General features: G+C 61.3%; 21 protein-coding genes. 2 read left to right on the forward strand and 19 right to left on the reverse strand.

Annotation, left to right across the window (positions count from 1 at the left end; all coding sequences use genetic code 11):
• Nucleotides 1-9: 9 nt before the first annotated feature.
• The 16 genes from ispG to J9892_RS08300 all read right to left on the reverse strand — a co-directional run bounded on the left by ispG (nucleotide 10) and on the right by J9892_RS08300 (nucleotide 14,575).
• Nucleotides 10-1,140 (reverse strand): flavodoxin-dependent (E)-4-hydroxy-3-methylbut-2-enyl-diphosphate synthase, encoded by a 1,131-nt coding sequence (ispG, locus tag J9892_RS08225; protein ID WP_119197617.1) that lies wholly within the window; start codon nucleotides 1,138-1,140, stop codon nucleotides 10-12.
• Nucleotides 1,141-1,150: 10 nt separating this feature from the next.
• Nucleotides 1,151-2,071, reverse strand: coding sequence for a RodZ domain-containing protein (locus J9892_RS08230; protein WP_041213013.1), 921 nt, complete (start codon nucleotides 2,069-2,071; stop codon nucleotides 1,151-1,153).
• Nucleotides 2,061-2,852 (reverse strand): PilW family type IVa pilus biogenesis/stability lipoprotein TapF, encoded by a 792-nt coding sequence (tapF, locus tag J9892_RS08235; RefSeq protein ID WP_119197616.1) that lies wholly within the window; start codon nucleotides 2,850-2,852, stop codon nucleotides 2,061-2,063. The genes J9892_RS08230 and tapF overlap by 11 nt, the downstream gene beginning before the upstream one ends.
• Nucleotides 2,853-2,863: 11 nt before the next feature.
• Nucleotides 2,864-3,967: a bifunctional tRNA (adenosine(37)-C2)-methyltransferase TrmG/ribosomal RNA large subunit methyltransferase RlmN gene (locus J9892_RS08240; RefSeq protein ID WP_010675052.1), complete on the reverse strand. Its 1,104-nt coding sequence runs from the start codon at nucleotides 3,965-3,967 to the stop codon at nucleotides 2,864-2,866.
• Between the two features lie 167 nt (nucleotides 3,968-4,134).
• Nucleotides 4,135-4,563, reverse strand: coding sequence for a nucleoside-diphosphate kinase (gene ndk / locus J9892_RS08245; protein ID WP_010675053.1), 429 nt, complete (start codon nucleotides 4,561-4,563; stop codon nucleotides 4,135-4,137).
• Nucleotides 4,564-4,840: 277 nt separating this feature from the next.
• A complete protein-coding gene (pepB, locus tag J9892_RS08250) occupies nucleotides 4,841-6,124 on the reverse strand; it encodes an aminopeptidase PepB (RefSeq protein WP_041213015.1) in 1,284 nt (427 codons plus the stop codon).
• On the reverse strand, nucleotides 6,121-7,422 hold the full coding sequence (pepB, locus tag J9892_RS08255; RefSeq protein WP_198497798.1) for an aminopeptidase PepB: 1,302 nt from the start codon (nucleotides 7,420-7,422) through the stop codon (nucleotides 6,121-6,123). The genes pepB (J9892_RS08250) and pepB (J9892_RS08255) overlap by 4 nt, the downstream gene beginning before the upstream one ends.
• A gap of 157 nt (nucleotides 7,423-7,579) precedes the next feature.
• Entirely contained in the window at nucleotides 7,580-7,918 is a 339-nt protein-coding gene (gene fdx, locus J9892_RS08260) for an ISC system 2Fe-2S type ferredoxin (RefSeq protein WP_005299781.1), read from the reverse strand.
• 1 nt (nucleotide 7,919) lies between these two features.
• Nucleotides 7,920-9,767 carry a Fe-S protein assembly chaperone HscA gene (gene hscA / locus J9892_RS08265; RefSeq protein WP_128342275.1) on the reverse strand — a complete coding sequence of 616 codons (1,848 nt, stop codon included), beginning with the start codon at nucleotides 9,765-9,767 and terminating at the stop codon, nucleotides 7,920-7,922.
• Between the two features lie 28 nt (nucleotides 9,768-9,795).
• Nucleotides 9,796-10,314: a co-chaperone HscB gene (hscB, locus tag J9892_RS08270; RefSeq protein WP_010675057.1), complete on the reverse strand. Its 519-nt coding sequence runs from the start codon at nucleotides 10,312-10,314 to the stop codon at nucleotides 9,796-9,798.
• A gap of 190 nt (nucleotides 10,315-10,504) precedes the next feature.
• Nucleotides 10,505-10,828, reverse strand: a complete 324-nt coding sequence (gene iscA, locus J9892_RS08275; protein WP_039038730.1) for an iron-sulfur cluster assembly protein IscA — start codon at nucleotides 10,826-10,828, stop codon at nucleotides 10,505-10,507.
• Nucleotides 10,829-10,843: 15 nt separating this feature from the next.
• Nucleotides 10,844-11,227, reverse strand: coding sequence for a Fe-S cluster assembly scaffold IscU (gene iscU, locus J9892_RS08280; protein ID WP_010675059.1), 384 nt, complete (start codon nucleotides 11,225-11,227; stop codon nucleotides 10,844-10,846).
• Nucleotides 11,228-11,281: 54 nt separating this feature from the next.
• Entirely contained in the window at nucleotides 11,282-12,496 is a 1,215-nt protein-coding gene (locus tag J9892_RS08285; protein ID WP_010675060.1) for an IscS subfamily cysteine desulfurase, read from the reverse strand.
• Nucleotides 12,497-12,548: 52 nt separating this feature from the next.
• Nucleotides 12,549-13,052 (reverse strand): Fe-S cluster assembly transcriptional regulator IscR, encoded by a 504-nt coding sequence (gene iscR / locus J9892_RS08290; protein WP_025327241.1) that lies wholly within the window; start codon nucleotides 13,050-13,052, stop codon nucleotides 12,549-12,551.
• A 94-nt stretch (nucleotides 13,053-13,146) separates the two neighbouring features.
• Nucleotides 13,147-13,872 carry a tRNA (cytosine(32)/uridine(32)-2'-O)-methyltransferase TrmJ gene (trmJ, locus tag J9892_RS08295; RefSeq protein WP_210538196.1) on the reverse strand — a complete coding sequence of 242 codons (726 nt, stop codon included), beginning with the start codon at nucleotides 13,870-13,872 and terminating at the stop codon, nucleotides 13,147-13,149.
• 190 nt (nucleotides 13,873-14,062) lie between these two features.
• Nucleotides 14,063-14,575, reverse strand: coding sequence for an SCP2 sterol-binding domain-containing protein (locus J9892_RS08300; RefSeq protein WP_210538197.1), 513 nt, complete (start codon nucleotides 14,573-14,575; stop codon nucleotides 14,063-14,065).
• 188 nt (nucleotides 14,576-14,763) lie between these two features.
• Here J9892_RS08300 and J9892_RS08305 point away from each other — a divergent pair, with 188 nt between their 5' ends.
• Together J9892_RS08305 and J9892_RS08310 are read left to right on the forward strand one after the other, a co-directional pair.
• Entirely contained in the window at nucleotides 14,764-15,759 is a 996-nt protein-coding gene (locus J9892_RS08305; RefSeq protein WP_010675064.1) for a peptidase U32 family protein, read from the forward strand.
• Between the two features lie 12 nt (nucleotides 15,760-15,771).
• Entirely contained in the window at nucleotides 15,772-16,644 is an 873-nt protein-coding gene (locus J9892_RS08310) for a U32 family peptidase (protein ID WP_210538198.1), read from the forward strand.
• Nucleotides 16,645-16,719: 75 nt separating this feature from the next.
• On the opposite strand, the gene nlpI is transcribed toward J9892_RS08310, so the two are convergent.
• The 3 genes from nlpI to secF all read right to left on the reverse strand — a co-directional run bounded on the left by nlpI (nucleotide 16,720) and on the right by secF (nucleotide 19,159).
• The gene (gene nlpI, locus J9892_RS08315; protein ID WP_280520777.1) at nucleotides 16,720-17,652 is read right to left on the reverse strand and encodes a lipoprotein NlpI; all 933 of its coding nucleotides are present in this window, start codon (nucleotides 17,650-17,652) and stop codon (nucleotides 16,720-16,722) included.
• A 90-nt stretch (nucleotides 17,653-17,742) separates the two neighbouring features.
• Nucleotides 17,743-18,111: a rhodanese-like domain-containing protein gene (locus tag J9892_RS08320; RefSeq protein WP_039038735.1), complete on the reverse strand. Its 369-nt coding sequence runs from the start codon at nucleotides 18,109-18,111 to the stop codon at nucleotides 17,743-17,745.
• A 100-nt stretch (nucleotides 18,112-18,211) separates the two neighbouring features.
• Nucleotides 18,212-19,159, reverse strand: coding sequence for a protein translocase subunit SecF (gene secF, locus J9892_RS08325; protein ID WP_010675068.1), 948 nt, complete (start codon nucleotides 19,157-19,159; stop codon nucleotides 18,212-18,214).
• Nucleotides 19,160-19,163 lie beyond the last annotated feature (4 nt).

Consider the following 19,163-nt stretch of genomic DNA (forward strand, 5'->3'; position numbering starts at 1 on the left):
CGTCATGGTTCAACCTTTGTCCACCTGGATCTGGTTGGCCGGATCCAGCATGGCAGCCCGGGCACGGATGCGACGCTCCAGGGTCGGGATCAAATCCTTGTTGTCGAGCCGGTCGACCCGCTGGCCCCCCTCGTAGAAGGCACTCTTGTTGGCGGCGCCCGCAAGGCCCAGATCGGAAACCAGCGCCTCCCCCGGACCGTTCACCACACAGCCGATGATGGAGACATCCATCGGGGTGATGATGTCTTCGAGCCGCTCTTCCAGGGCGTTGACCGTGCCGATGACGTCGAACTCCTGACGGGAGCAGGAGGGACAAGCGATGAAGTTGATGCCGCGGGAACGGATGCGCAGGGATTTGAGGATGTCAAAGCCCACCTTCACCTCTTCCACCGGATCGGCGGCCAGGGAGATGCGCAGGGTGTCGCCAATCCCTTCGCTCAGCAACATGCCAAGGCCAATGGCGGACTTGACCGCGCCGGCGCGAAAACCGCCCGCTTCCGTGATGCCCAGATGCAGGGGTTGATCGATCTGCTTGGCCAGCAGGCGATAGGCACCGACCGCCAGGAAGACATCGGACGCCTTGACGCTCACCTTGAAGTTCTCAAAGTTGAGGCGATCCAGGTAATCCACGTGGCGCATGGCGGACTCCAGCAGCGCCTCCGGGGTCGGCTCGCCGTATTTCTCCTGGAGATCACGCTCAAGGGAGCCGCCGTTGACGCCGATGCGGATCGGAATGTTGTAATGGCGGGCACAGTCAACCACGGCGCGCACTCGTTCTTCGTTGCCGATGTTGCCCGGGTTGATGCGCAGGCAGTCGGCCCCGTATTCGGCCACTTTGAGGGCGATGCGGTAGTCGAAGTGGATGTCGGCCACGATGGGGATGCGGGTCTGCTGCTTGATGAGCTTGAACGCTTCCGCCGCCTCCATGGTGGGGACGGAGACCCGGACGATGTCGGCGCCGACCCGCTCGATCCGCTGGATCTGCTCGACGGTAGCGGCCACGTCCGTGGTCTTGGTGTTGGTCATGGTCTGTACCGTGATGGGGGCATCGCCCCCAACCGGCACGTTGCCGACCATGATCTGTCTGGATTTGCGACGAACGATGGGTGATTCGTGTGCGGGCTTTTCGTGAACAGACATGGCGGACTGATTACTCCTGCGGCAGTGAGAAGCGGGCAGTCCGGCCGTTGTTGTAACGGCTCATGTCGAAGGACTTGCCCTGATATTCGAGATTGACCGCCATGGGCGCGCCAATGATGAATCTGAGTGGCTCGGGTCCTTCCAGTACCAGTTCGTCGTTCGCCTTCTTCAGACCGCTGAACAGGGTCTTGCCGTTGGCATCCTTGACGTCCAGCCAGCAATCGGCGGTGAAGCTCATCTTGAGCTGGGGCGCCTTGGCGGGCTCGGTGGTCGTGCTCTCGGCCGTCGAGACCGCACCGGAAACATCCGTCGGGACGGCTGCGCTGGCATCCGTAGCGACCACAGGCAGGGTCGCGGTGGCACCGCTCACCACGACCTGGGTGGACACGGCATCGGACGCTGCGGGCAGCACGGGCTCGGCGACCTCCACGGCGGGGGCAACATTCGCTTCCGGCGTATTGACGGTCGCGCTCATCTCGGTCGCCGCCAGGGCGTCGTCACCGGCGGAGCGGCGCGCCGTGCTCTGCCACCACCAGGCGACGGAGAGCCCGATCAGCACCAGGATCACCAGCCAGGTCACCACCTTGAGCCGGCTGTCATTGGCCTGCTGGCGGGAGCGACGGGAGAAGCTCTGCATGTCGATATTGTCGGGGGGAGTCAGTCCCAGCTTTTCGTAGGCGGCGAGGATGGTCTCCTCGGGGATGCCCACGAGCTTGGCATAGGCCCGCAGATAGCCACGAATGAAGGTATGGGACGTGTGCTTGTCATAGGTATCCGCTTCGATGGCGGCGATCAGGGTCAGACGAAGGTGAATGCGGGACGCAACCTGTTCCCGGGTCCAGCCGAGCTGTTCACGGGCGTTGCGCAGCAGCTGGCCTGGGCCCGCTGCCTGGGAGTCGTCTTGGAAATCGTGTGGCTGTTCAGTAGTCATTGGCTAAGTAACGCTTGGCTTGTTGCGAAGTGGGATATTGCCTTACCAGCTCAGTCCCGAATTGGTGAAGTAATGCCGGTTTGTCCATGGCCTGGGCCAGCTGCAGCCGGAGCCAGAGGCTCTCCTCGTTCTCCTCTGCCACGTCGGCAAAGCGCACGAGGTAAGACTGGACATCAGGAAGCTTGCCATCTTTCATGGAAAGCTCGGCCATGTCCAGCAATAACCTAGGATTGCGGGGATTATACCCCAAGGCCAGACGATAATACTCGCCGGCCTTGTCATTTCTGTGATTTTGCATCGAGCAGAGCGCCGCATTCTCGTAGGTATCGGCGATCTTCACGTAATCGGGCTGGCTGACGGCCTGCAAGAACGCCTTTTCCGCTTCGTCGAAGCGGCCACGGTTGCAGAGGAAGGCGCCATAGTTGTTCATCGCGTCAGCATTGGACGGATCCATGGCCAGCGCTTTCTTGTAGCTCGCCTCGGCGGCCTTGAAATCCGACACCTGCTGGTAGAAATAGGCAAAACCGATGTAGACCTGAGGATTGTTGGGATCGTACTGAAGGGCGCGGTCGAGGTTGAATTTGGCCTGCTCGGCATTGCCCTGGCGCAGATACTGGATACCCAGATCGAGACGAGTCTGGGCGGCGGCCTTGAGGTCGGGACCCACTTCACGCTGGGTCGAATTCTGGCCAGCGTAAGTGGTCTCTGTGACACAGCCTGGCAGCGCACAGAGCGCTGCCACTACGATCAATGTACGGATATCCATTTCCTGTCTATACAATGGCTTAGAAGTTAAACCATTTTGACGGAAATCCCATCCTGTTGCATCCGATTTTTCATGGTGCGCTTGGTGCGGTCGATCACCTCCCCCACCAGCTGCCCACAGGCGGCGTCGATGTCGTCACCACGGGTCTTGCGCACGATGACGGTCAGGCCGTATTCCATCAGCACCTTGGAGAAACGGTCGATACGGCTGTTGCTCGGCTTGCCAAACGGGTTGCCCGGGAAGGGGTTGAACGGGATCAGGTTGATCTTGCAAGGGGTTTCCTTGAGGACCTTGGCCAGCTCATGGGCATGCTGCATGTCGTCGTTGATGTGGTCGAGCAGCACATACTCCACGGTCACCCGGCCGCCGTTGGCGTTGGACTTGGCCAGATAGCGGCGTACCCCGGCAAGGAAGGCTTCGATGTTGTACTTGTCGTTGATCGGCATGATCTCGGAGCGAAGCGCATCGTTCGGCGCATGCAGGGAGATGGCCAGGGCAACGTCGATCTGGTCCCCCAGCATGTCCAGCGCCGGCACCACACCGGAGGTGGAGAGAGTGACGCGGCGCTTGGAGATGCTGAAGCCGAAGTCATCCATCATCAGCTTCATGGCCGGTACCACGTTGGCGAGGTTGAGCAGCGGCTCACCCATGCCCATCATCACCACGTTGGTGATGGGGCGCTTGCCACCCACCACTTTGGCGGCACGCCACACCTGGCCGATGATCTCGGAGACTTTCAGGTTGCGGTTGAACCCTTGCTGGGCGGTGGAGCAGAAGGTGCACGCCAGGGCGCAGCCCACCTGGGAGGAGACGCACAGGGTAGCGCGGTCCGCTTCCGGAATGTAGACGGTCTCCACCTCCTGATCGCCCACCTGCAGCGCCCATTTGATGGTGCCATCGGCGGAGCGCTGTTCACGGCTGATCTCGGGGGCTCGGATCTCGGCAATGGCCTTGAGCCGCTCGCGCAGCGCCTTGTTGACGTTGCTCATCTGATCGAAATCATCACAACCGAAGTGATAGATCCACTTCATTATCTGGTCTGCCCGGAACGGCTTCTCGCCCAACTCGACGAAGAAGGCACGCATGGCATCCCGGTCGAGATCCAGCAGGTTGGTTTTTGTTTCGCTCATCAGGGGCCTCAGCTCACACACTTCATAAATTATCGGCTGACCTACGTCAGGGGGCGGCATTGTACAAATAATGGGTCTGGCTTTCCACCTGGAGAATAAGTGGATATTGGCAGGATGACCAAAAAACAAAAGGGAGCCGAAGCTCCCTTGGTCACCAGCAGACAACATCAGCCGCGCGGGCAGATCTCGTCGTCGGAGAAGAAGTAGGCGATTTCACGGGCGGCAGAGGCCGGGGCATCGGAGCCGTGGACGGCGTTGCGATCGATGCTCTCGGCGTAGCAGGCGCGCAGGGTGCCGGCCAGCGCCTCTTTCGGGTTGGTGGCGCCCATGATTTCACGGTGACGGCGGATGGCGTCTTCACCTTCCAGCACCTGTACCATGACGGGGCCAGAGGTCATGAAGCCGACCAGACCATCATAAAACGGCTTGCCCTGGTGCTCGGCGTAGAAACCGGCGGCCTGTTCGCTGGTCAGGTGCAGCATCTTGGCGGCAACCACTTTCAGACCGGCGCTTTCGAAGCGGCTGTAAATGGCACCAATCAGGTTCTTGCTGACCGCATCCGGCTTGACGATGGAGAAGGTACGTTCGATAGCCATTGAGTTCTTTCCTTAACTACAGAGTTTTATTGTAGGAATCCATGTTCGGCGGCGATTATACGTAAACAAAAAACGAAATAACACACAAAAAATCAACTTTTTGTTAAACAAAAGAATCCTTGAAACAACATGGTGACTCATCTTGTGCCAGGGCAGAGAGAAAAAATGTGCGCTTGCGCACGATCGGCATGCTAATGCCTCAAAACCGTATCAATTGCTCAGCAAAGCAGCACTGGAAAGGGCACCCTGAGGTGCCCTTGTGATGCCGTTCACTGACTCAGCGCGTCTCCGCCAGCAGGGTATGGGCGATGGTGCGCATCCCCAGGGTATTGGCCCCGGGCGCCCACAGACTATCGCCGTTTTCGCTGAAGCAGGCGGCGAGATCGACATGCAGCCACCCTCTTCCCTCATCAGGGACAAAGCGGGAGAGGAAGCCCGCCGCGTTGGAGGCGCCCCCCGGTCCGCCGCCCGGCACGGGGCGGCTGTTGGCGGTGTCGGCATAGTGGGACGGGCACTGCTGGCGATGCCAGGGCTCCAGCGGCAGCGGCCATGCTGGCTCCTGTTCCGCATCCGAATAGGCCATGGCGCGGCTCACCAGCCCCTTGTCCAGTCCAAACAGGGCGTTGTAACGCCCTCCCAGCGCCATCACGGCCGCCCCGGTGAGGGTGGCGGCGTCGATGATGAGCGGCGCACCAGACTCGCCGGCCAGTTGCAAGCCGTCGGCCAGGATCAGACGCCCTTCGGCGTCGGTGTTGACCACCTCCACCGTGGTGCCGTTCTTGTAGGTGAGGATGTCACCCAGCTTGTAGGCATGGCCGGATACCAGGTTCTCGGCGCAGCAGAGGATGAGCTTCACCCGCTTGTCGAGGCCACGCAGAATGGCCAGCGCCAGCGCGCCGGTGACGATGGCGGCACCGCCCATGTCGTGTTTCATGGTCAGCATGCCCTGGGAGGTTTTCATGGAGTAGCCGCCGGAATCGAAGGTGATCCCCTTGCCCACCAGGGCGGCCGCTACCGGCGCCTTGGGATCCTTGCCCGGATTGAAATCCAGCTCCAGCATCACGGGCTCGCGGTCACTGCCACGACCCACTTGATAGAGACCGACCCAGCCCGCCTGTTGCAGCGCCTCTCCCTTGAGGATGCGATGGCTGATCCGGTCCGGTGCCAGCTCGGTGAGGAAGGCGGCGGCTTCGACCGCCAGCTCCAGCGGCCCCAGCTGCTCCGGGGTGGCGTTGGTCATCTCCCGCACCCAGCGCCCGCACAGCCAGCGCGCCTCCAGCTCCTCCCTGTCCTCCTCGGACGAAGTGGCCCACTGCAACCCCACTTCCGCCTTGGGCGTCTGCAGCCCCTGGGCAAAGGCCCACTGCTGCTCCCGCTCCCAGTGGCCAGCCAGGACAACCTGCTGGATCCCTTGGCTACACAGGCGCCGCGCCGCCTGCTGGATATCCAGCAAGGGAGTGGCGCTCACCAGATGGATCACCATGCCGTCGGCACGGTGGGAGAGCAGTGCCCCCTCCCCCCACTCGGCCGGTGCAAACTCTCGGCTCAACCAGACGTTCATGCGCACACCTCCTGCAGCCAGCGGGCAATCGTGCGAAGACCATGACCCTTGGCCCCGGTCGCCCAGAGCTCATTGCCCGACTTCTGATAGGAAGCGGCCAGGTCCAGGTGCACCCAGCCCTTGCCTTCGTCACGGACGAAGCGCGACAGGAACGCCGCTGCCGTGGTGGCGCCGGCAGTACCTTCTGCGGACGCCACATTACCCAGCTCGGCAAAGGCCGAGGTGAGCTGGCCTGCGTGCCAGGGTTCGAGCGGCAGCGGCCAGGCCTTCTCGTTTTCAGCGTTGGCGGCAGCCAGCGCGCGCACCTGCTCCGCCTCATCGAGGGCAAACACGGCATTGTAGTCGCGGCCCAGCGCGGTCTTGGCGGCGCCGGTCAGGGTAGCAGCGTCGAGGATGTAGGCAGCCCCGCTTTCGCTGGCGGCCAGCAGGCCGTCTGCCAGCACCAGGCGACCTTCCGCGTCGGTATTCTGGATCTCGACCGAGATGCCGTTGCGATAAGTGAGGATGTCGCCGAGCTTGAAGGCGTGGCCGGAGACCAGGTTCTCGGCGCAGCAGAGGATGAGCTTGACCCGCTTGTTCAGGCCACGGCTGATGGCCAGCGCCAGGGCGCCGGTCACCATGGCGGCGCCGCCCATGTCGGACTTCATCGGCAGCATGTTGTCGGAGGACTTCATGGAGTAGCCGCCGGAATCAAAAGTGATCCCCTTGCCCACCAGCGCCGCGACCACGGGGGCGTTGGCATCCCCGGTCGGGTTGTAGTCGAGCTCCAGCAGCACCGGCTCGCGCTCGCTGCCACGGCCCACCGACCAGATCCCGATATGACCCGATTCACGCAAGGCTTCGCCAGCGGTGATGCGGGCGGTCACCTTGTCACCGCCAAGGCTGCGAATGAGCAGCAGAGCGGACTCCGCCAGGCTCATGGGGTAGATGGCTTCCGGGCAGCCGTTGGTCACCTCGCGCACCCAGTGGGTCGCTTTGAGCAGGGCGGCGAGTTCGGCCGCTTCCTGCGCGCTCTGTTCACCAAAATCGAGCTCGCGAACCCCCTTGGCGGCATAGAAGCCCTGGGCAAAGGCGTAACGACGCTCCCCATTCCACCCCTCGCCCACCAGCTTGATGCGCTTGATGCCGCTCGACTCGAGGCGTCTGGCAGCGCGCTGGATGGCGCGCAGCGCCTCCTTCTCCTGGCCAGCGGCCAGATGGAGATGGGCCTCGTCCCCGTTGAAACTGAGCAGGGCACCCTCGCCCCACTGGGCGGCGGCAGCCTGGGACGACAACCTTACGTTCATCATGTCAGCCATGTTCTCTTGCTTCCTTTTTATTGGCACTTTCATCAACGAATAGGGAAATCACGGGCACAAAAAAGGCCGCTCCCTCAAGGGTCACGGCCTTCACCATATCATTACTGCACCATGAGATGCTGCACGCGCAATTCACTCATGTGTAATTAAGGGGTCATCAGTGGCGCTCAGACGCCAGATTCAGGGTGTACTTGGGCAGTTCCACCACCAGATCCTCGTCCGCCAGTCTGGCCTGGCAGCTGAGACGGGATTCCGGCTCCAGCCCCCACGCCTTGTCCAGCATGTCGTCTTCCAGCTCGTCGCTCGGCTCGAGGGAGTCGAACCCTTCCCGCACCACGCAGTGGCAGGTGGTGCAGGCACAGGACTTCTCGCAGGCGTGCTCGATCTCGATGCCATTGCGCAGCGCGATATCCAGAATGGTTTCACCGGTCGCACCTTCGAGGGCCGCGCCGTCCGGACAGAGCTCGGGATGGGGCAGAATAATCAGTTTTGGCATATCACACCTTGTTGACGTTTTGTCCGGTCAGCACCTTGCGGATGGAGGCATCCATCCGGCGGGCTGCAAATTCGCCACTGGCAGCGTCCGCCGCCTCGATGGCCTCTTTGATCTGGTTGGTGGTGCCCGTGCTGCGCATGGTCAGCAGATGGGCGATGGCGGCATCCAGCTCGGCCCGCTCGGCGGGGCTCAATAAAGCCTCGCCATCGGCGGCCAGGGCGGCGTTGAGGCTCTCGACCACCCGGTCGGCCTCGACCTGCTGCTCCGCCAGCATGCGGGCGTCCATGTCCTGCTGGGCATTGGCGATGGAGGCGCTCAGCATGTTGAGGATGTCATCCTCACCCAGTCCATAGGAGGGCTTGACCTGGATCTCGGCCTGCACGCCGGAGGATTTCTCCATGGCGCTGACCGACAGCAGACCGTCCGCATCCACCTGGAAGGTAACGCGAATGTGGGCCGCCCCCGCCGCCATGGGCGGAATGCCGGTCAGGGTGAAGCGGGCCAGGGAGCGGCAATCGGCCACCAGCTCGCGCTCTCCCTGCACCACGTGGATGGCCATTGCGGTCTGGCCATCCTTGAAGGTGGTGAACTCCTGGGCGCGGGCCACCGGAATGGTGGTATTGCGCGGGATCACCTTCTCGGCGAGGCCGCCCATGGTCTCAAGACCGAGGGAAAGCGGGATGACGTCCAGCAGCAGCATCTCGGCGTCGGGCTTGTTGCCCACCAGGATGTCGGCCTGGATGGCGGCACCGATGGCCACCACCTTGTCAGGGTCAATGCTGGTCAAGGGGGTGCGGCCGAAGAACTCGCCCACCCGCTCGCGCACCAGCGGCACCCGGGTCGAGCCACCGACCATCACCACTTCCAGTACCTCTTCCTGCTCGAGACCCGCATCGCGCAGGGCGCGCCGACAGGCCTGCAGGGTGCGCTTGACCAGGGGCTGGATCAGCTCGTCAAACTGGCTGCGGGTGACGGTACCCTGCCAGCCGGCAAAGGTGCAGGAAACGGCATCGGCATCGGTGAGGCCGTGCTTGATGCTGGCCGCCGCATCCAGCAACTCGCGCTGGGTACGGGCATCGAGCTGACCGGACAACCCGGCTTGCTCTTTGAGCCAGTCCGCCAGCAGATGGTCAAAATCGTCACCACCGAGTGCCGAGTCGCCACCGGTGGCCATCACCTCAAACACCCCGCGATGCAGGCGCAGGATGGAGATATCGAAGGTTCCGCCACCCAGGTCATAGACGGCGATCACCCCTTCCTGACCCGAGTCGAGGCCATAGGCGATGGCCGCCGCCGTGGGTTCGTTGAGCAACCGCAGCACATGCAGACCGGCCAGTCTGGCCGCGTCCTTGGTGCCCTGACGCTGGGCATCGTCAAAATAGGCGGGCACCGTGATGACCACGCCGTCGAGGTCTCCCCCGAGGGACGCGGCACCGCGCTCGGCCAGTTTTTTCAGGATCTCGGCCGAGACCTGCACCGGGTTGACCAGCCCCTGGCGGGTCTGCAACTGGGGCATGCCCGTCTCGGTAGCCACGAACTCGTAAGGCTGCTGACGGGTATCGATATCGGCCAGCGCCTTGCCCATCATCCGCTTGACCGAGACGATGGTGTTGTGGGGATCGAGGGCCGCCTCACGCTTGGCATCGAAGCCAATCCGGATGGTATCGGCCTGGTAATGGACCACGGAAGGCAGCAGATCACGCCCCTGCTCGTCACAGAGGGTGTCGGCCTGGCCGCTGCGCACGGCGGCGACCAGGGAGTTGGTGGTGCCAAGATCGATGCCGACGGCACGTTTATGCTGGTGAGGCGCGGCGCTCTGGCCTGGCTCGGCAATTTGCAGTAATGCCATGGGTAATCACAATTCCTGCGTTAGAGGGTCAAGACTCGAACAGCGAGTCTTCGAATCGTTCCAGCTCCTCGAGGAGCTTGTCGACAAATTTGAGCTTGCGAACGCAATCCGCCGCCTGCAGATCCTCACCCCTGGTGAGAGAGTCGGTCAGCCGTTGCATCAACGCCTGGTGATCATGCCTGATCTCCTGGCGAAAATCCTTGATGGCGCCCTCAGGGTCGGCGTCGCCCTTGAGATCAGCCAGCCGCTCTCGCCACTCCAGCTGTTGCATCAGAAAGGCAGGATCTTGCAGTGTCTGCTGCTCGCCGCGAATATCTGTGCCCCGCAAGGAGAGCAGGTACTCGGCTCGGCGCAAGGGGGCCTTGAGGGTGGTAAACGCATCGTTGATCTGGGCAGCACGCTGCACGGCAGCAAGCTGCTCCCGCTCGGGGGCAGTCGCAAAACGATCGGGATGGAACTGGGTCTGCAGCTGACGATAGGTGTCAGCCAGTTGGCGAGTATCGAGCTCGAAGCCCTCAGCCAGCCCGAACAGCTCGAAATGATTCATCCTTCGTCCTCAGACAATAGCGCTGGGAGTGCAACCACACTCGTCTTGAACTTGAAAGCAGTGGCATGGACTGGCGTCCACACCACTGTGTTGATGAGCAAGGTGTTGATCACAAGAGACTCGCCGCAACAGGGCTCACCCTTGGGGCTGCGAGGCCTTGCAAACATGGGCGATCGGTCAATCGAACCACTTACACGCTGAAGCTTTCGCCACAACCACATTCGCCCTTGGCATTCGGGTTGTTGAACTGGAAGCCCTCGTTGAGGCCTTCCTTCACGAAGTCCAGCTCGGTGCCATCCAGGTGGATCAGGCTCTTGGCATCCACGATGATCTTGACGCCTTTCTGCTCGAACACCTGATCCTCGGCAGCCAGCTCATCCACGAACTCGAGCACATAGGCAAGGCCAGAACAGCCGGTCGTCTTGACGCCGAGGCGCAGGCCAATGCCCTTGCCCCGGTTGTTCATGAAGGAGGAAACCCGCGCCGCTGCGGCATCTGTCATGGTTATGGCCATACTGCTCTCCAGACCTTAAAGACCTTTCTTCTGCTTGTAATCGGCGATGGCGGCCTTGATGGCATCCTCCGCCAGAATGGAGCAGTGGATCTTCACCGGCGGCAGCGCCAGCTCTTCGGCGATGTCGGTGTTCTTGATACCGGCCGCTTCGTCCAGGGTCTTGCCCTTGACCCATTCGGTCACCAGGGAGCTGGAGGCGATGGCGGAACCACAGCCGTAGGTCTTGAACTTGGCATCTTCGATGATGCCATCGTCGCTGATCTTCAGTTGCAGCTTCATGACGTCACCACAGGCCGGTGCACCGACCATGCCGGTGGCGACGCTGGGATCGTTCTTGTCAAAACCACCGACGTTGCGGGGATTCTCGTAGTGGTCGATTACTTTTTCACTGTAAGCCATATCTAACTCCTGCTAATTCCGTTGTTCACCAGATCCTTGCCATGCTGGCAAGGATCAGTGATGTGCCCATTCGACCGTGTTCAGATCGACGCCATCCTTGAACATCTCCCACAGGGGGGACATCTCGCGCAGACGACCGATGGAGTCGCAGATGAGCTTGATTGCGTAGTCGATCTCTTCTTCGGTGGTGAAGCGACCGATGCTGAAACGGATGGAGCTGTGTGCCAGCTCGTCGTTCAGACCCAGGGCGCGCAGCACGTAGGAAGGCTCCAGGCTGGCCGAGGTACAGGCAGAACCGGAAGAGACCGCCAGATCCTTCAGTGCCATGATAAGGGATTCCCCTTCCACATAGGCGAAGCTGACGTTCAGGTTACCCGGTACACGCTGATCCAGATCCCCGTTGATATAGACTTCTTCGATGTTCTTGATGCCATCCCACAGACGCTGGCGCAGGGCCATGATGTGCTGGCTCTCGCTCGCCATCTCTTCCTTGGCGATGCGGAAGGCTTCCCCCATGCCGACGATCTGGTGGGTTGCCAGGGTACCGGAGCGCATGCCGCGCTCGTGGCCACCGCCGTGCATCTGGGCTTCCAGACGAACACGGGGCTTGCGGCGCACATACAGGGCGCCAATGCCTTTCGGGCCGTATACCTTGTGGGCGGACATGGAGAGCAGATCAACCTTGAGTGCTTCCACGTCGACCGGGATCTTGCCCACGCTCTGGACGGCGTCCACGTGCAGCAGGATCTTGCGGGAACGGCACAGCTCGCCGATGGCAGCGATGTCTTGCACCACCCCGATCTCGTTATTGGCGTGCATGATGCTGACCAGGATGGTGTCATCACGCAGGGCGCCTTCGATCTGCTCAAGAGTGAACAGGCCGTTGGGCATGGGCTCGAGGTAGGTCACCTCATAGCCTTCACGCTCCAGTTGGCGGCAGGTATCCAGCACAGCTTTGTGCTCGGTCTTGGAGGTGACGATGTGCTTGCCCTTGCCGGCGTAGAAATGGGCGATGCCCTTGATGGCCAGGTTGTTGGACTCGGTCGCACCGGAGGTAAAGACGATCTCGCGCGGGTCCGCGCCGATCAGCTCTGCCACTTGATTACGGGCCAGATCCACCGCCTCTTCGGCCTGCCAGCCGAAACGGTGGGAACGGGAGGCTGGGTTGCCGAACAGGCCGTCCATGGTGAGGCACTGCATCATTTTTTCTGCGACACGCGGGTCCACCGGACAGGTTGCCGAATAATCAAGGTAAATAGGCAGTTTCATCTTTTTCTCCGTTACGACGGGGTCACACAGCGACTCGTCGTGGAAAGCACGTTTATAGTTGGACTTTCAAGCTCACATCACCGCGTTCGGCCCGATCAACCAGGGACAACACGGTCTTCATTTGTTCATCTTGCTTGCCGGCGATACGGCGCACATCGGCCTGACCAACCAGCTCGGCCAGGGTGATATCCCCCAAGAAGCTGGAGATGCGCTCGCTCAGATCCCGCCACAAAGAGTGGGTCAGGCACTGGGTACCACCGTGGCAGCCCCCTTTGCCGAGGCACTTGGTCGCATCGACCGATTCATCGACCGCGGTGATCACCTGACCGACCGAGATCTCGCCAGGGGCCAGACCGAGGCGATAGCCGCCACCGGGACCACGTACGCTGCTCACCAGACCATGCTTGCGCAGACGGGCAAACAGTTGTTCCAGATAGGACAAGGAGATGCCCTGGCGCTCTGAAATATCAGCCAGGGGCACGGGCCCCTGCTCTGCATGCAACGCCACGTCGAGCATGGCTGTCACCGCGTAACGTCCTTTTGAGGTCAGTCTCATATGCCTTACCGTCTTGCGAAACAATCAATATGTGGCATATGGTCACATACCCGACTAAATCAGTCAAGTATATGCTTGAGTAAATCAGTCGGGATTAATCCTGTGCCCTGGACTTCTGGACAGAGGTGAGAATGCCCCGCAGGATGTTCAACTCCACCGCTTCGGGTCTGGCCCGATTGAACAGACGACGCAGTTTACTCATCACATGGCCTGGATGGTCATCGGCAATGAATCCCGTCTTTTGCAGCGTCTGCTCCAGATGCTGATAAAACCCTTCCAGTTGCTGGGCGCTGGGGTACTCGACCCGCTCATCCTCCGGCTCCTGGTTCTGTACTTCCAGCCAGCGCATCCGCACCTCGTAACAAAGGGTCTGCACTGCCATGGCCAGATTGAGGGAGCTGTATTCTGGATTGGCGGGAATGGCCACATGGAAGTGGCATTTTTGCAGTTCGTCATTGGTGAGGCCGGTGCGTTCACGGCCAAACACCAGCGCGACCGGATGCTCCATGCCCTCGGCAACCAGCTTCTCGCCCGCTTCACGGGGATCCAGCATGGGCCAGCTCAAGGTCCGGGAACGGGCACTGGTGCCGATGACCAGACCACAGTCGGCAATGGCCTCGTCCAGGGTCGGCACGATTCGGGCGCGAGCCAGGATATCGCTGGCCCCCGCCGCCAGGGCGACGGCCTCCTCATCCGGCTGGGCCTGGGGAACGACCAGCACCAGTTGAGTCAGCCCCATGGTCTTCATGGCCCGCGCCGCGGATCCCATGTTGCCGGTGTGAGAGGTATTTACCAACACGATACGAATCTGATCCAACATGCCCAGTCAATCTTCAGTCAAAAATGGCGCGCAATTGTAACATAACCAATCGCTATTTTGGCACCGCTTCCGACCAGGCATTTCTGCACAAACAGACAGATGACGCCTCCCCACCCAGCGTGGTCACGCTGACAGTGGGGTACTGCGGCTCAAGTTCACCTGTTCCGCAGCACTCGGGCAAGAAAACGGCTCAGCTCATTGTCGCTGCAGTGGGCACGTGCGTCTCGCGGGCCCGCTCGATAAAGGTCGCCAGATCCATCAGGGGGTATTTCATCAATCCCAGCCCGTCCAGATCCAGGCTGTCCATCAGATTTTTCACCTCCAGGCCCAACTCTGTATCCCCCTCTATCTTCAGCCGGCGCTGGAAGAAGAGGGAATCCGGGTCTTCACGGCGCCCGGCGATCAGAACAAGATCCTGGCTATTGCCGCTGAAACAGACATCGACGTGCTCACACTCCCTTGCCACCACCAATTTGCCCTCCTGCTCGCTGATATACCAGCATAGCCCCAGATCGCTGACTTCCACTTTCAGCCACTTGCCCGCAAGAAACGCAAATTCCCCCTCTTCGATGGCCTCCCGGAACACCCTGCCCAGCAGGGCCTCCATCAGGTTTTGTTGCAAAGGGAAGGGCACCAGCTTGAGGGGGTGGCGCAAGAGACGGGGTGCCTGTTCGACCAGGCGACGTTGCAGATGTTGAAACACGATAAACTCCCAGTTTTTTGCGCATTCAAGCACAGCCCCTTCGGCAAGATCCTGTTGAAAATCAAACTTGTGCCCACTTACCTCAAGAAGGGTAAAGCCACCTAAAGCTGCCTCAGGTCAAAAAGCGGGGGCGCAAGCATGCATACAATCGGGCCACTTTGCATTTTTGCCCTCTCGGAGCGTACCCGATGGAATTACTCTGCCCGGCAGGCAGCCTGCCGGCACTGAAGACAGCCGTGGATAACGGGGCCGATGCGGTCTACATCGGCTTCAAGGATGACACCAACGCCCGCCATTTCGCCGGGCTCAACTTCACCGACAGCAAGCTGGAAAGAGCGGTTGACTATGTCCACCAGCATGGCCGCAAGCTGCACATCGCCATCAATACCTTTGCCCACCCGGGCTCCGATGCCCGTTGGAAGCAGGCCGTGGACAAAGGGGTGGCGCTCGGTGCTGATGCCCTGATCATCGCCGATCTCGCCGTGCTCGATTATGCCAGCCGTCGTCATCCCGACATGGAGCTGCATGTCTCGGTCCAGGCCAGCGCCACCAACGCCGCCGCCATCCGCTTCTACCAACAGCACTTCAATGTCGGCCGGGTGGTGCTGCCGCGGGTGCTCTCCATGCATCAGGTCAGGCAGCTTGCCCGCGAGACCGACGTCGGCCTCGAGGTGTTCGCCTTCGGCAGCCTCTGCATCATGGCGGAAGGGCGCTGCTACCTCTCCTCCTACATGACAGGCGAGAGCCCCAACACCGTCGGCGCCTGCTCACCGGCCAAGTTTGTGCGCTGGGAAGAGACCCCGAGCGGCCTAGAATCCCGACTCAACGAGGTGCTGATCGATCGTTACGGCCCGGGGGAAAACGCCGGCTACCCGACCCTGTGCAAGGGGCGCTTCGAGGTGGATGGCCAGACCTATCACGCGCTGGAGGAGCCCACCAGCCTCAACACCCTCGGCCTCCTGCCCGAGCTGTTCCAGACCGGCATCCAGTCAGTCAAGATCGAGGGGCGCCAGCGCAGCCCCGCCTATGTGGAGCAGGTGACACGGGTCTGGCGCGCCGCCATCGACGCCTATCAAGCCAACCCAGAGGCCTATCAGGTCAAGGCTGAGTGGGATGCCCAGCTCGCCCGCGTCTCCGAGGGGAGCCAGACCACCCTCGGTGCCTATCATCGCCAGTGGCAATAAGGAGCCCTGTTCATGAAATTCTCTCTCGGCCCCCTGCTCTTCTACTGGCCCAAGGCCGACACCCAGGCCTTCTATCAGGCGGCCGCCGCCAGCCAGGCCGACATCGTCTATCTGGGGGAAACCGTCTGCAGCAAGCGGCGCGAACTGAAAGTAGATGACTGGATTGCCCTCGCCCGTCAGGTGGCGGGCTCCGGCAAGCAGGCGGTGCTCTCCACGCTGGCGCTGATCTCAGCCCCCTCCGAGCTCAAGGAGGTCAAGCGGCTGGTCGACAACGGCGAGCTGATGATCGAGGCCAACGATCTGGGGGCGGTCCAGCTCGCCAGTGAAGCCGGGCTGCCGTTCGTCTGCGGCCCCGCCATCAACGCCTACAACGCCGACGTGCTGCGCATGCTGCTTAAACAGGGTATGCAGCGCTGGGTGATGCCGGTGGAGCTGTCACGGGACTGGCTGATGCAGCTCAATCAGGATCTGGGCAGGGAGCGCCAGCAGTTCGAGGTGGAGGTGTTCGCCTATGGTCATCTGCCGCTCGCCTACTCGGCACGCTGCTTCACCGCCCGCTCCCTTGACCGGCCCAAGGACAACTGCGAACTGGCCTGCATCGACTACCCCACCGGGCGACTTGCCAGCAGTCGCGAAGGGCAGAAGGTGTTCAACCTCAACGGCATCCAGACCCAGTCCGGTTACTGCTACAACCTGGGTAACGAGCTCAAGGGGATGGAGGGCCTGGTGGATGTGGTGCGCCTCTCGCCCGAAGGCATGGAGACCCTGACGATGCTGGAGCGCTTCAAGGCCAACGAACAGGGGATGGCCCCCCTGCCCCTGCTGCAGGAGCGGGACTGCAACGGTTACTGGCGCCAGATCCCCGGCATGAGCCTGGTGGAGTAGCGGCACACCCCGTGTCACCAGACAGCAAAAAGGCCTCGTCAAGAGGCCTTTTTCATGGGGTTCAAACCCGTTTAGTCACGCTTTGCCGCTCTTGCCCTGGGCTCCAGGTGGCTGGGGCTTGCGCGCCATCAGTTCCAGCTCCAGCAAGGCATAGCGATGCTCGATGAAGTCATAGACGTTGTTGGCCAGCGCCAGCTTGAAGTAGCTGATGGCTTCCTTGCGGTTACCCTTGGCCAGCTCGAACTTGCCGAGGTAGAAGTAGGTCTCGCACAGGCGCTCGGCGAGCTCCCTGTTGTCCTTGACCCCTTTCACCACGTTGCTCATCAACTGGGTGGCATTGATGTCGCCCGTATAGAGGCGCACCAGATCCCAGTTCCAGGCGTCGTCGTCATACTTGTTGAGCCGCTCGCGCATCCGGCTCATGGCCGCCGGTCCGTTGAGCTTCTGCTCGGCCAGATAGAGCCAGATCACCCGATAAGGGTCTTCCGGTTGCGCCTCGTAGAAGCGCTTCATATCCGCCGCGGCAAGCTCGGGGCGATTGCCGTAATAGAGCGCGATTCCCCGGTTGAGATAGGCGTAGTCGTAATCCGGGGCGAGCTCCAGGGCGGAGTCGAACGCCTCATAGGCCTCGTCGTAGTTCTGCTGTTGAACCAGATAGACACCGATGAAGTTGTAGGCCTCGGCAAAATCCGGCTTCTCCCGCAGGGCGCGGTTGAAGTCGAGTCGCGCCAGGGAACGCAAGCCCACCCGGTCAAACACCACGGCACGCTCATAGAAGAGTTCTGCCCGCTGTTCGGTCGTCAATTCCATTTCACTGAGCATCTGCCCGAGTCGCGCCAACGCCAACTCGCTCTGGTAGGAGACCTGCAGGGGGGTCGCCAATACCAGTGAAGCGGGTTGCGGCTTGGGAACTTGAGGCGCTTTTACCTGACTGCTACTGCTGCAACCCCACAAGGGGAGCAACAACAGGATACCCGTGAGGTATCCAATCCCTATCCTGACGTTCAATGAACACTCCGACGCTTACGCTTGACCCCGCATATGGTAAAGATCACGGGGCCGTTTGTCATGTGGCGCAGCCCCTCTCCCTCAAATAAATCAGGATTCGACAGGGTATCCGGCATCGCTCCAGCCGCGAAAGCCTCCATCGACGCTGACGACCCGGGAATAACCCATCTTCTGCAGGTTATCCGCCACCAGGATGGAGCGAAATCCCCCACCACAATAGAGGTAGAGTTCGGTGTCGGGATCCGGATACCGGGTCTCGATGTCACGCTCTATCACCCCGCGCCCGAGATAGGTGGCCCCCGGCAGATGGCCCCTGGCCCACTCGCTCTCTTCGCGCACGTCGATCAGATGAAATGCTCGGCCCTCATCCTGCCAGCGCTTGATCTGATGCACATCGGTTTCCTGCACCTGCGGGCGGATGGCCTCTACCAGGGCCAGAAAACGGGGATTGTGTTGCATGGGCTTGCTCCTTGCTTTGGGTAATGGATGCTGGGTTGTGGGGAGCATCATGACTCACCCCGGCCACAAGAGAAAGGGCGCCTTGCGGCGCCCTTGTCTGTTACGGCAGGATCTCTTGCTGATCCGCGCCCTCTTTTTCCACCTGGGTCGGCAGCATGTGCTCCCGCTTGATCCCGAGGAACATGGCTGAGGCGCTCGCCACATAGATGGAGGAGTAGGTCCCGAAGGCCACCCCGATCACCATGGCGATGGAGAAACCGTGGATCAGAGGTCCGCCTTTGAGCAGCAGTGCCACCACCACCACGAAGGTCAACCCCGAGGTGATGATGGTCCGGCTCAGGGTCTCGGTCATGGAGAGATCCATGATCTCCGCGGTGTCCCCACGGCGTACCTTGCGGAAATTCTCCCGCACCCGGTCGAACACAACGATGGTGTCGTTCAGGGAGTACCCCACCAGCGTCATCAGCGCCGCCAGCACGGTCAGGTCGAACTCGTACTGGAAGTAGGCGAAGATGCCGAGGGTGATGATCACGTCGTGAGCCAGGGAGAGGATGCCCCCCGTGGCCAGACGCCACTCGAAGCGCACCGCCACGTAGATCAGGATACAGATGATGGAGGCCAGCATGGCCAGGGCACCGTCGGTGGCCAGCTCGTCACCCACGGAGGGACCGACGAACTCGACACGCTTGAGCACGGCGCTCTCGTCGACCAGCTTGGCGGCCGCCAGGACCTCGTTGCCCTGCTGCTCGACCTTGACGCCCTCTTGGGGTGCCATACGCACCAGCACATCACGGCTGGAGCCGAAGAACTGCAGGGTCGCCCCGTCAATCTTCTGCTGATCCAGCGCCTCGTGCATCTTGTCCAGGCTCACCGACTGCTGGAACCCCACCTCGATGGTGGTACCGCCGGTGAAGTCCAGCCCCCAGTTCAGGCCACGATCGTACAGAACGTAGAGGGCGAGCACCGTCACCAGAGCAGAGAGGACCATACCCAGCTTGGCGAAACGCATGAAGGGGATGGGCTTTTCAAAATGTAGAATTTGAAACATGTCT

Origin of the sequence: Aeromonas sp. Prich7-2 (genome assembly GCF_017939255.1) — a bacterium.
Taxonomy (GTDB): domain Bacteria; phylum Pseudomonadota; class Gammaproteobacteria; order Enterobacterales; family Aeromonadaceae; genus Aeromonas; species Aeromonas caviae.

What these genes read in the sequence shown, in the direction of transcription:
- ispG (WP_119197617.1), bottom strand. Translation starts at nt 1,140, where the DNA reads ATGTCTGTTCACGAAAAGCCCGCACACGAATCACCCATCGTTCGTCGC.
- J9892_RS08230 (WP_041213013.1), bottom strand. Translation starts at nt 2,071, where the DNA reads ATGACTACTGAACAGCCACACGATTTCCAAGACGACTCCCAGGCAGCG.
- J9892_RS08240 (WP_010675052.1), bottom strand. Translation starts at nt 3,967, where the DNA reads ATGAGCGAAACAAAAACCAACCTGCTGGATCTCGACCGGGATGCCATG.
- ndk (WP_010675053.1), bottom strand. Translation starts at nt 4,563, where the DNA reads ATGGCTATCGAACGTACCTTCTCCATCGTCAAGCCGGATGCGGTCAGC.
- pepB (WP_041213015.1), bottom strand. Translation starts at nt 6,124, where the DNA reads ATGAACGTCTGGTTGAGCCGAGAGTTTGCACCGGCCGAGTGGGGGGAG.
- pepB (WP_198497798.1), bottom strand. Translation starts at nt 7,422, where the DNA reads ATGGCTGACATGATGAACGTAAGGTTGTCGTCCCAGGCTGCCGCCGCC.
- fdx (WP_005299781.1), bottom strand. Translation starts at nt 7,918, where the DNA reads ATGCCAAAACTGATTATTCTGCCCCATCCCGAGCTCTGTCCGGACGGC.
- hscA (WP_128342275.1), bottom strand. Translation starts at nt 9,767, where the DNA reads ATGGCATTACTGCAAATTGCCGAGCCAGGCCAGAGCGCCGCGCCTCAC.
- hscB (WP_010675057.1), bottom strand. Translation starts at nt 10,314, where the DNA reads ATGAATCATTTCGAGCTGTTCGGGCTGGCTGAGGGCTTCGAGCTCGAT.
- iscA (WP_039038730.1), bottom strand. Translation starts at nt 10,828, where the DNA reads ATGGCCATAACCATGACAGATGCCGCAGCGGCGCGGGTTTCCTCCTTC.
- iscU (WP_010675059.1), bottom strand. Translation starts at nt 11,227, where the DNA reads ATGGCTTACAGTGAAAAAGTAATCGACCACTACGAGAATCCCCGCAAC.
- J9892_RS08285 (WP_010675060.1), bottom strand. Translation starts at nt 12,496, where the DNA reads ATGAAACTGCCTATTTACCTTGATTATTCGGCAACCTGTCCGGTGGAC.
- iscR (WP_025327241.1), bottom strand. Translation starts at nt 13,052, where the DNA reads ATGAGACTGACCTCAAAAGGACGTTACGCGGTGACAGCCATGCTCGAC.
- trmJ (WP_210538196.1), bottom strand. Translation starts at nt 13,872, where the DNA reads ATGTTGGATCAGATTCGTATCGTGTTGGTAAATACCTCTCACACCGGC.
- J9892_RS08305 (WP_010675064.1), top strand. Translation starts at nt 14,764, where the DNA reads ATGGAATTACTCTGCCCGGCAGGCAGCCTGCCGGCACTGAAGACAGCC.
- J9892_RS08310 (WP_210538198.1), top strand. Translation starts at nt 15,772, where the DNA reads ATGAAATTCTCTCTCGGCCCCCTGCTCTTCTACTGGCCCAAGGCCGAC.
- J9892_RS08320 (WP_039038735.1), bottom strand. Translation starts at nt 18,111, where the DNA reads ATGCAACACAATCCCCGTTTTCTGGCCCTGGTAGAGGCCATCCGCCCG.
- secF (WP_010675068.1), bottom strand. Translation starts at nt 19,159, where the DNA reads ATGTTTCAAATTCTACATTTTGAAAAGCCCATCCCCTTCATGCGTTTC.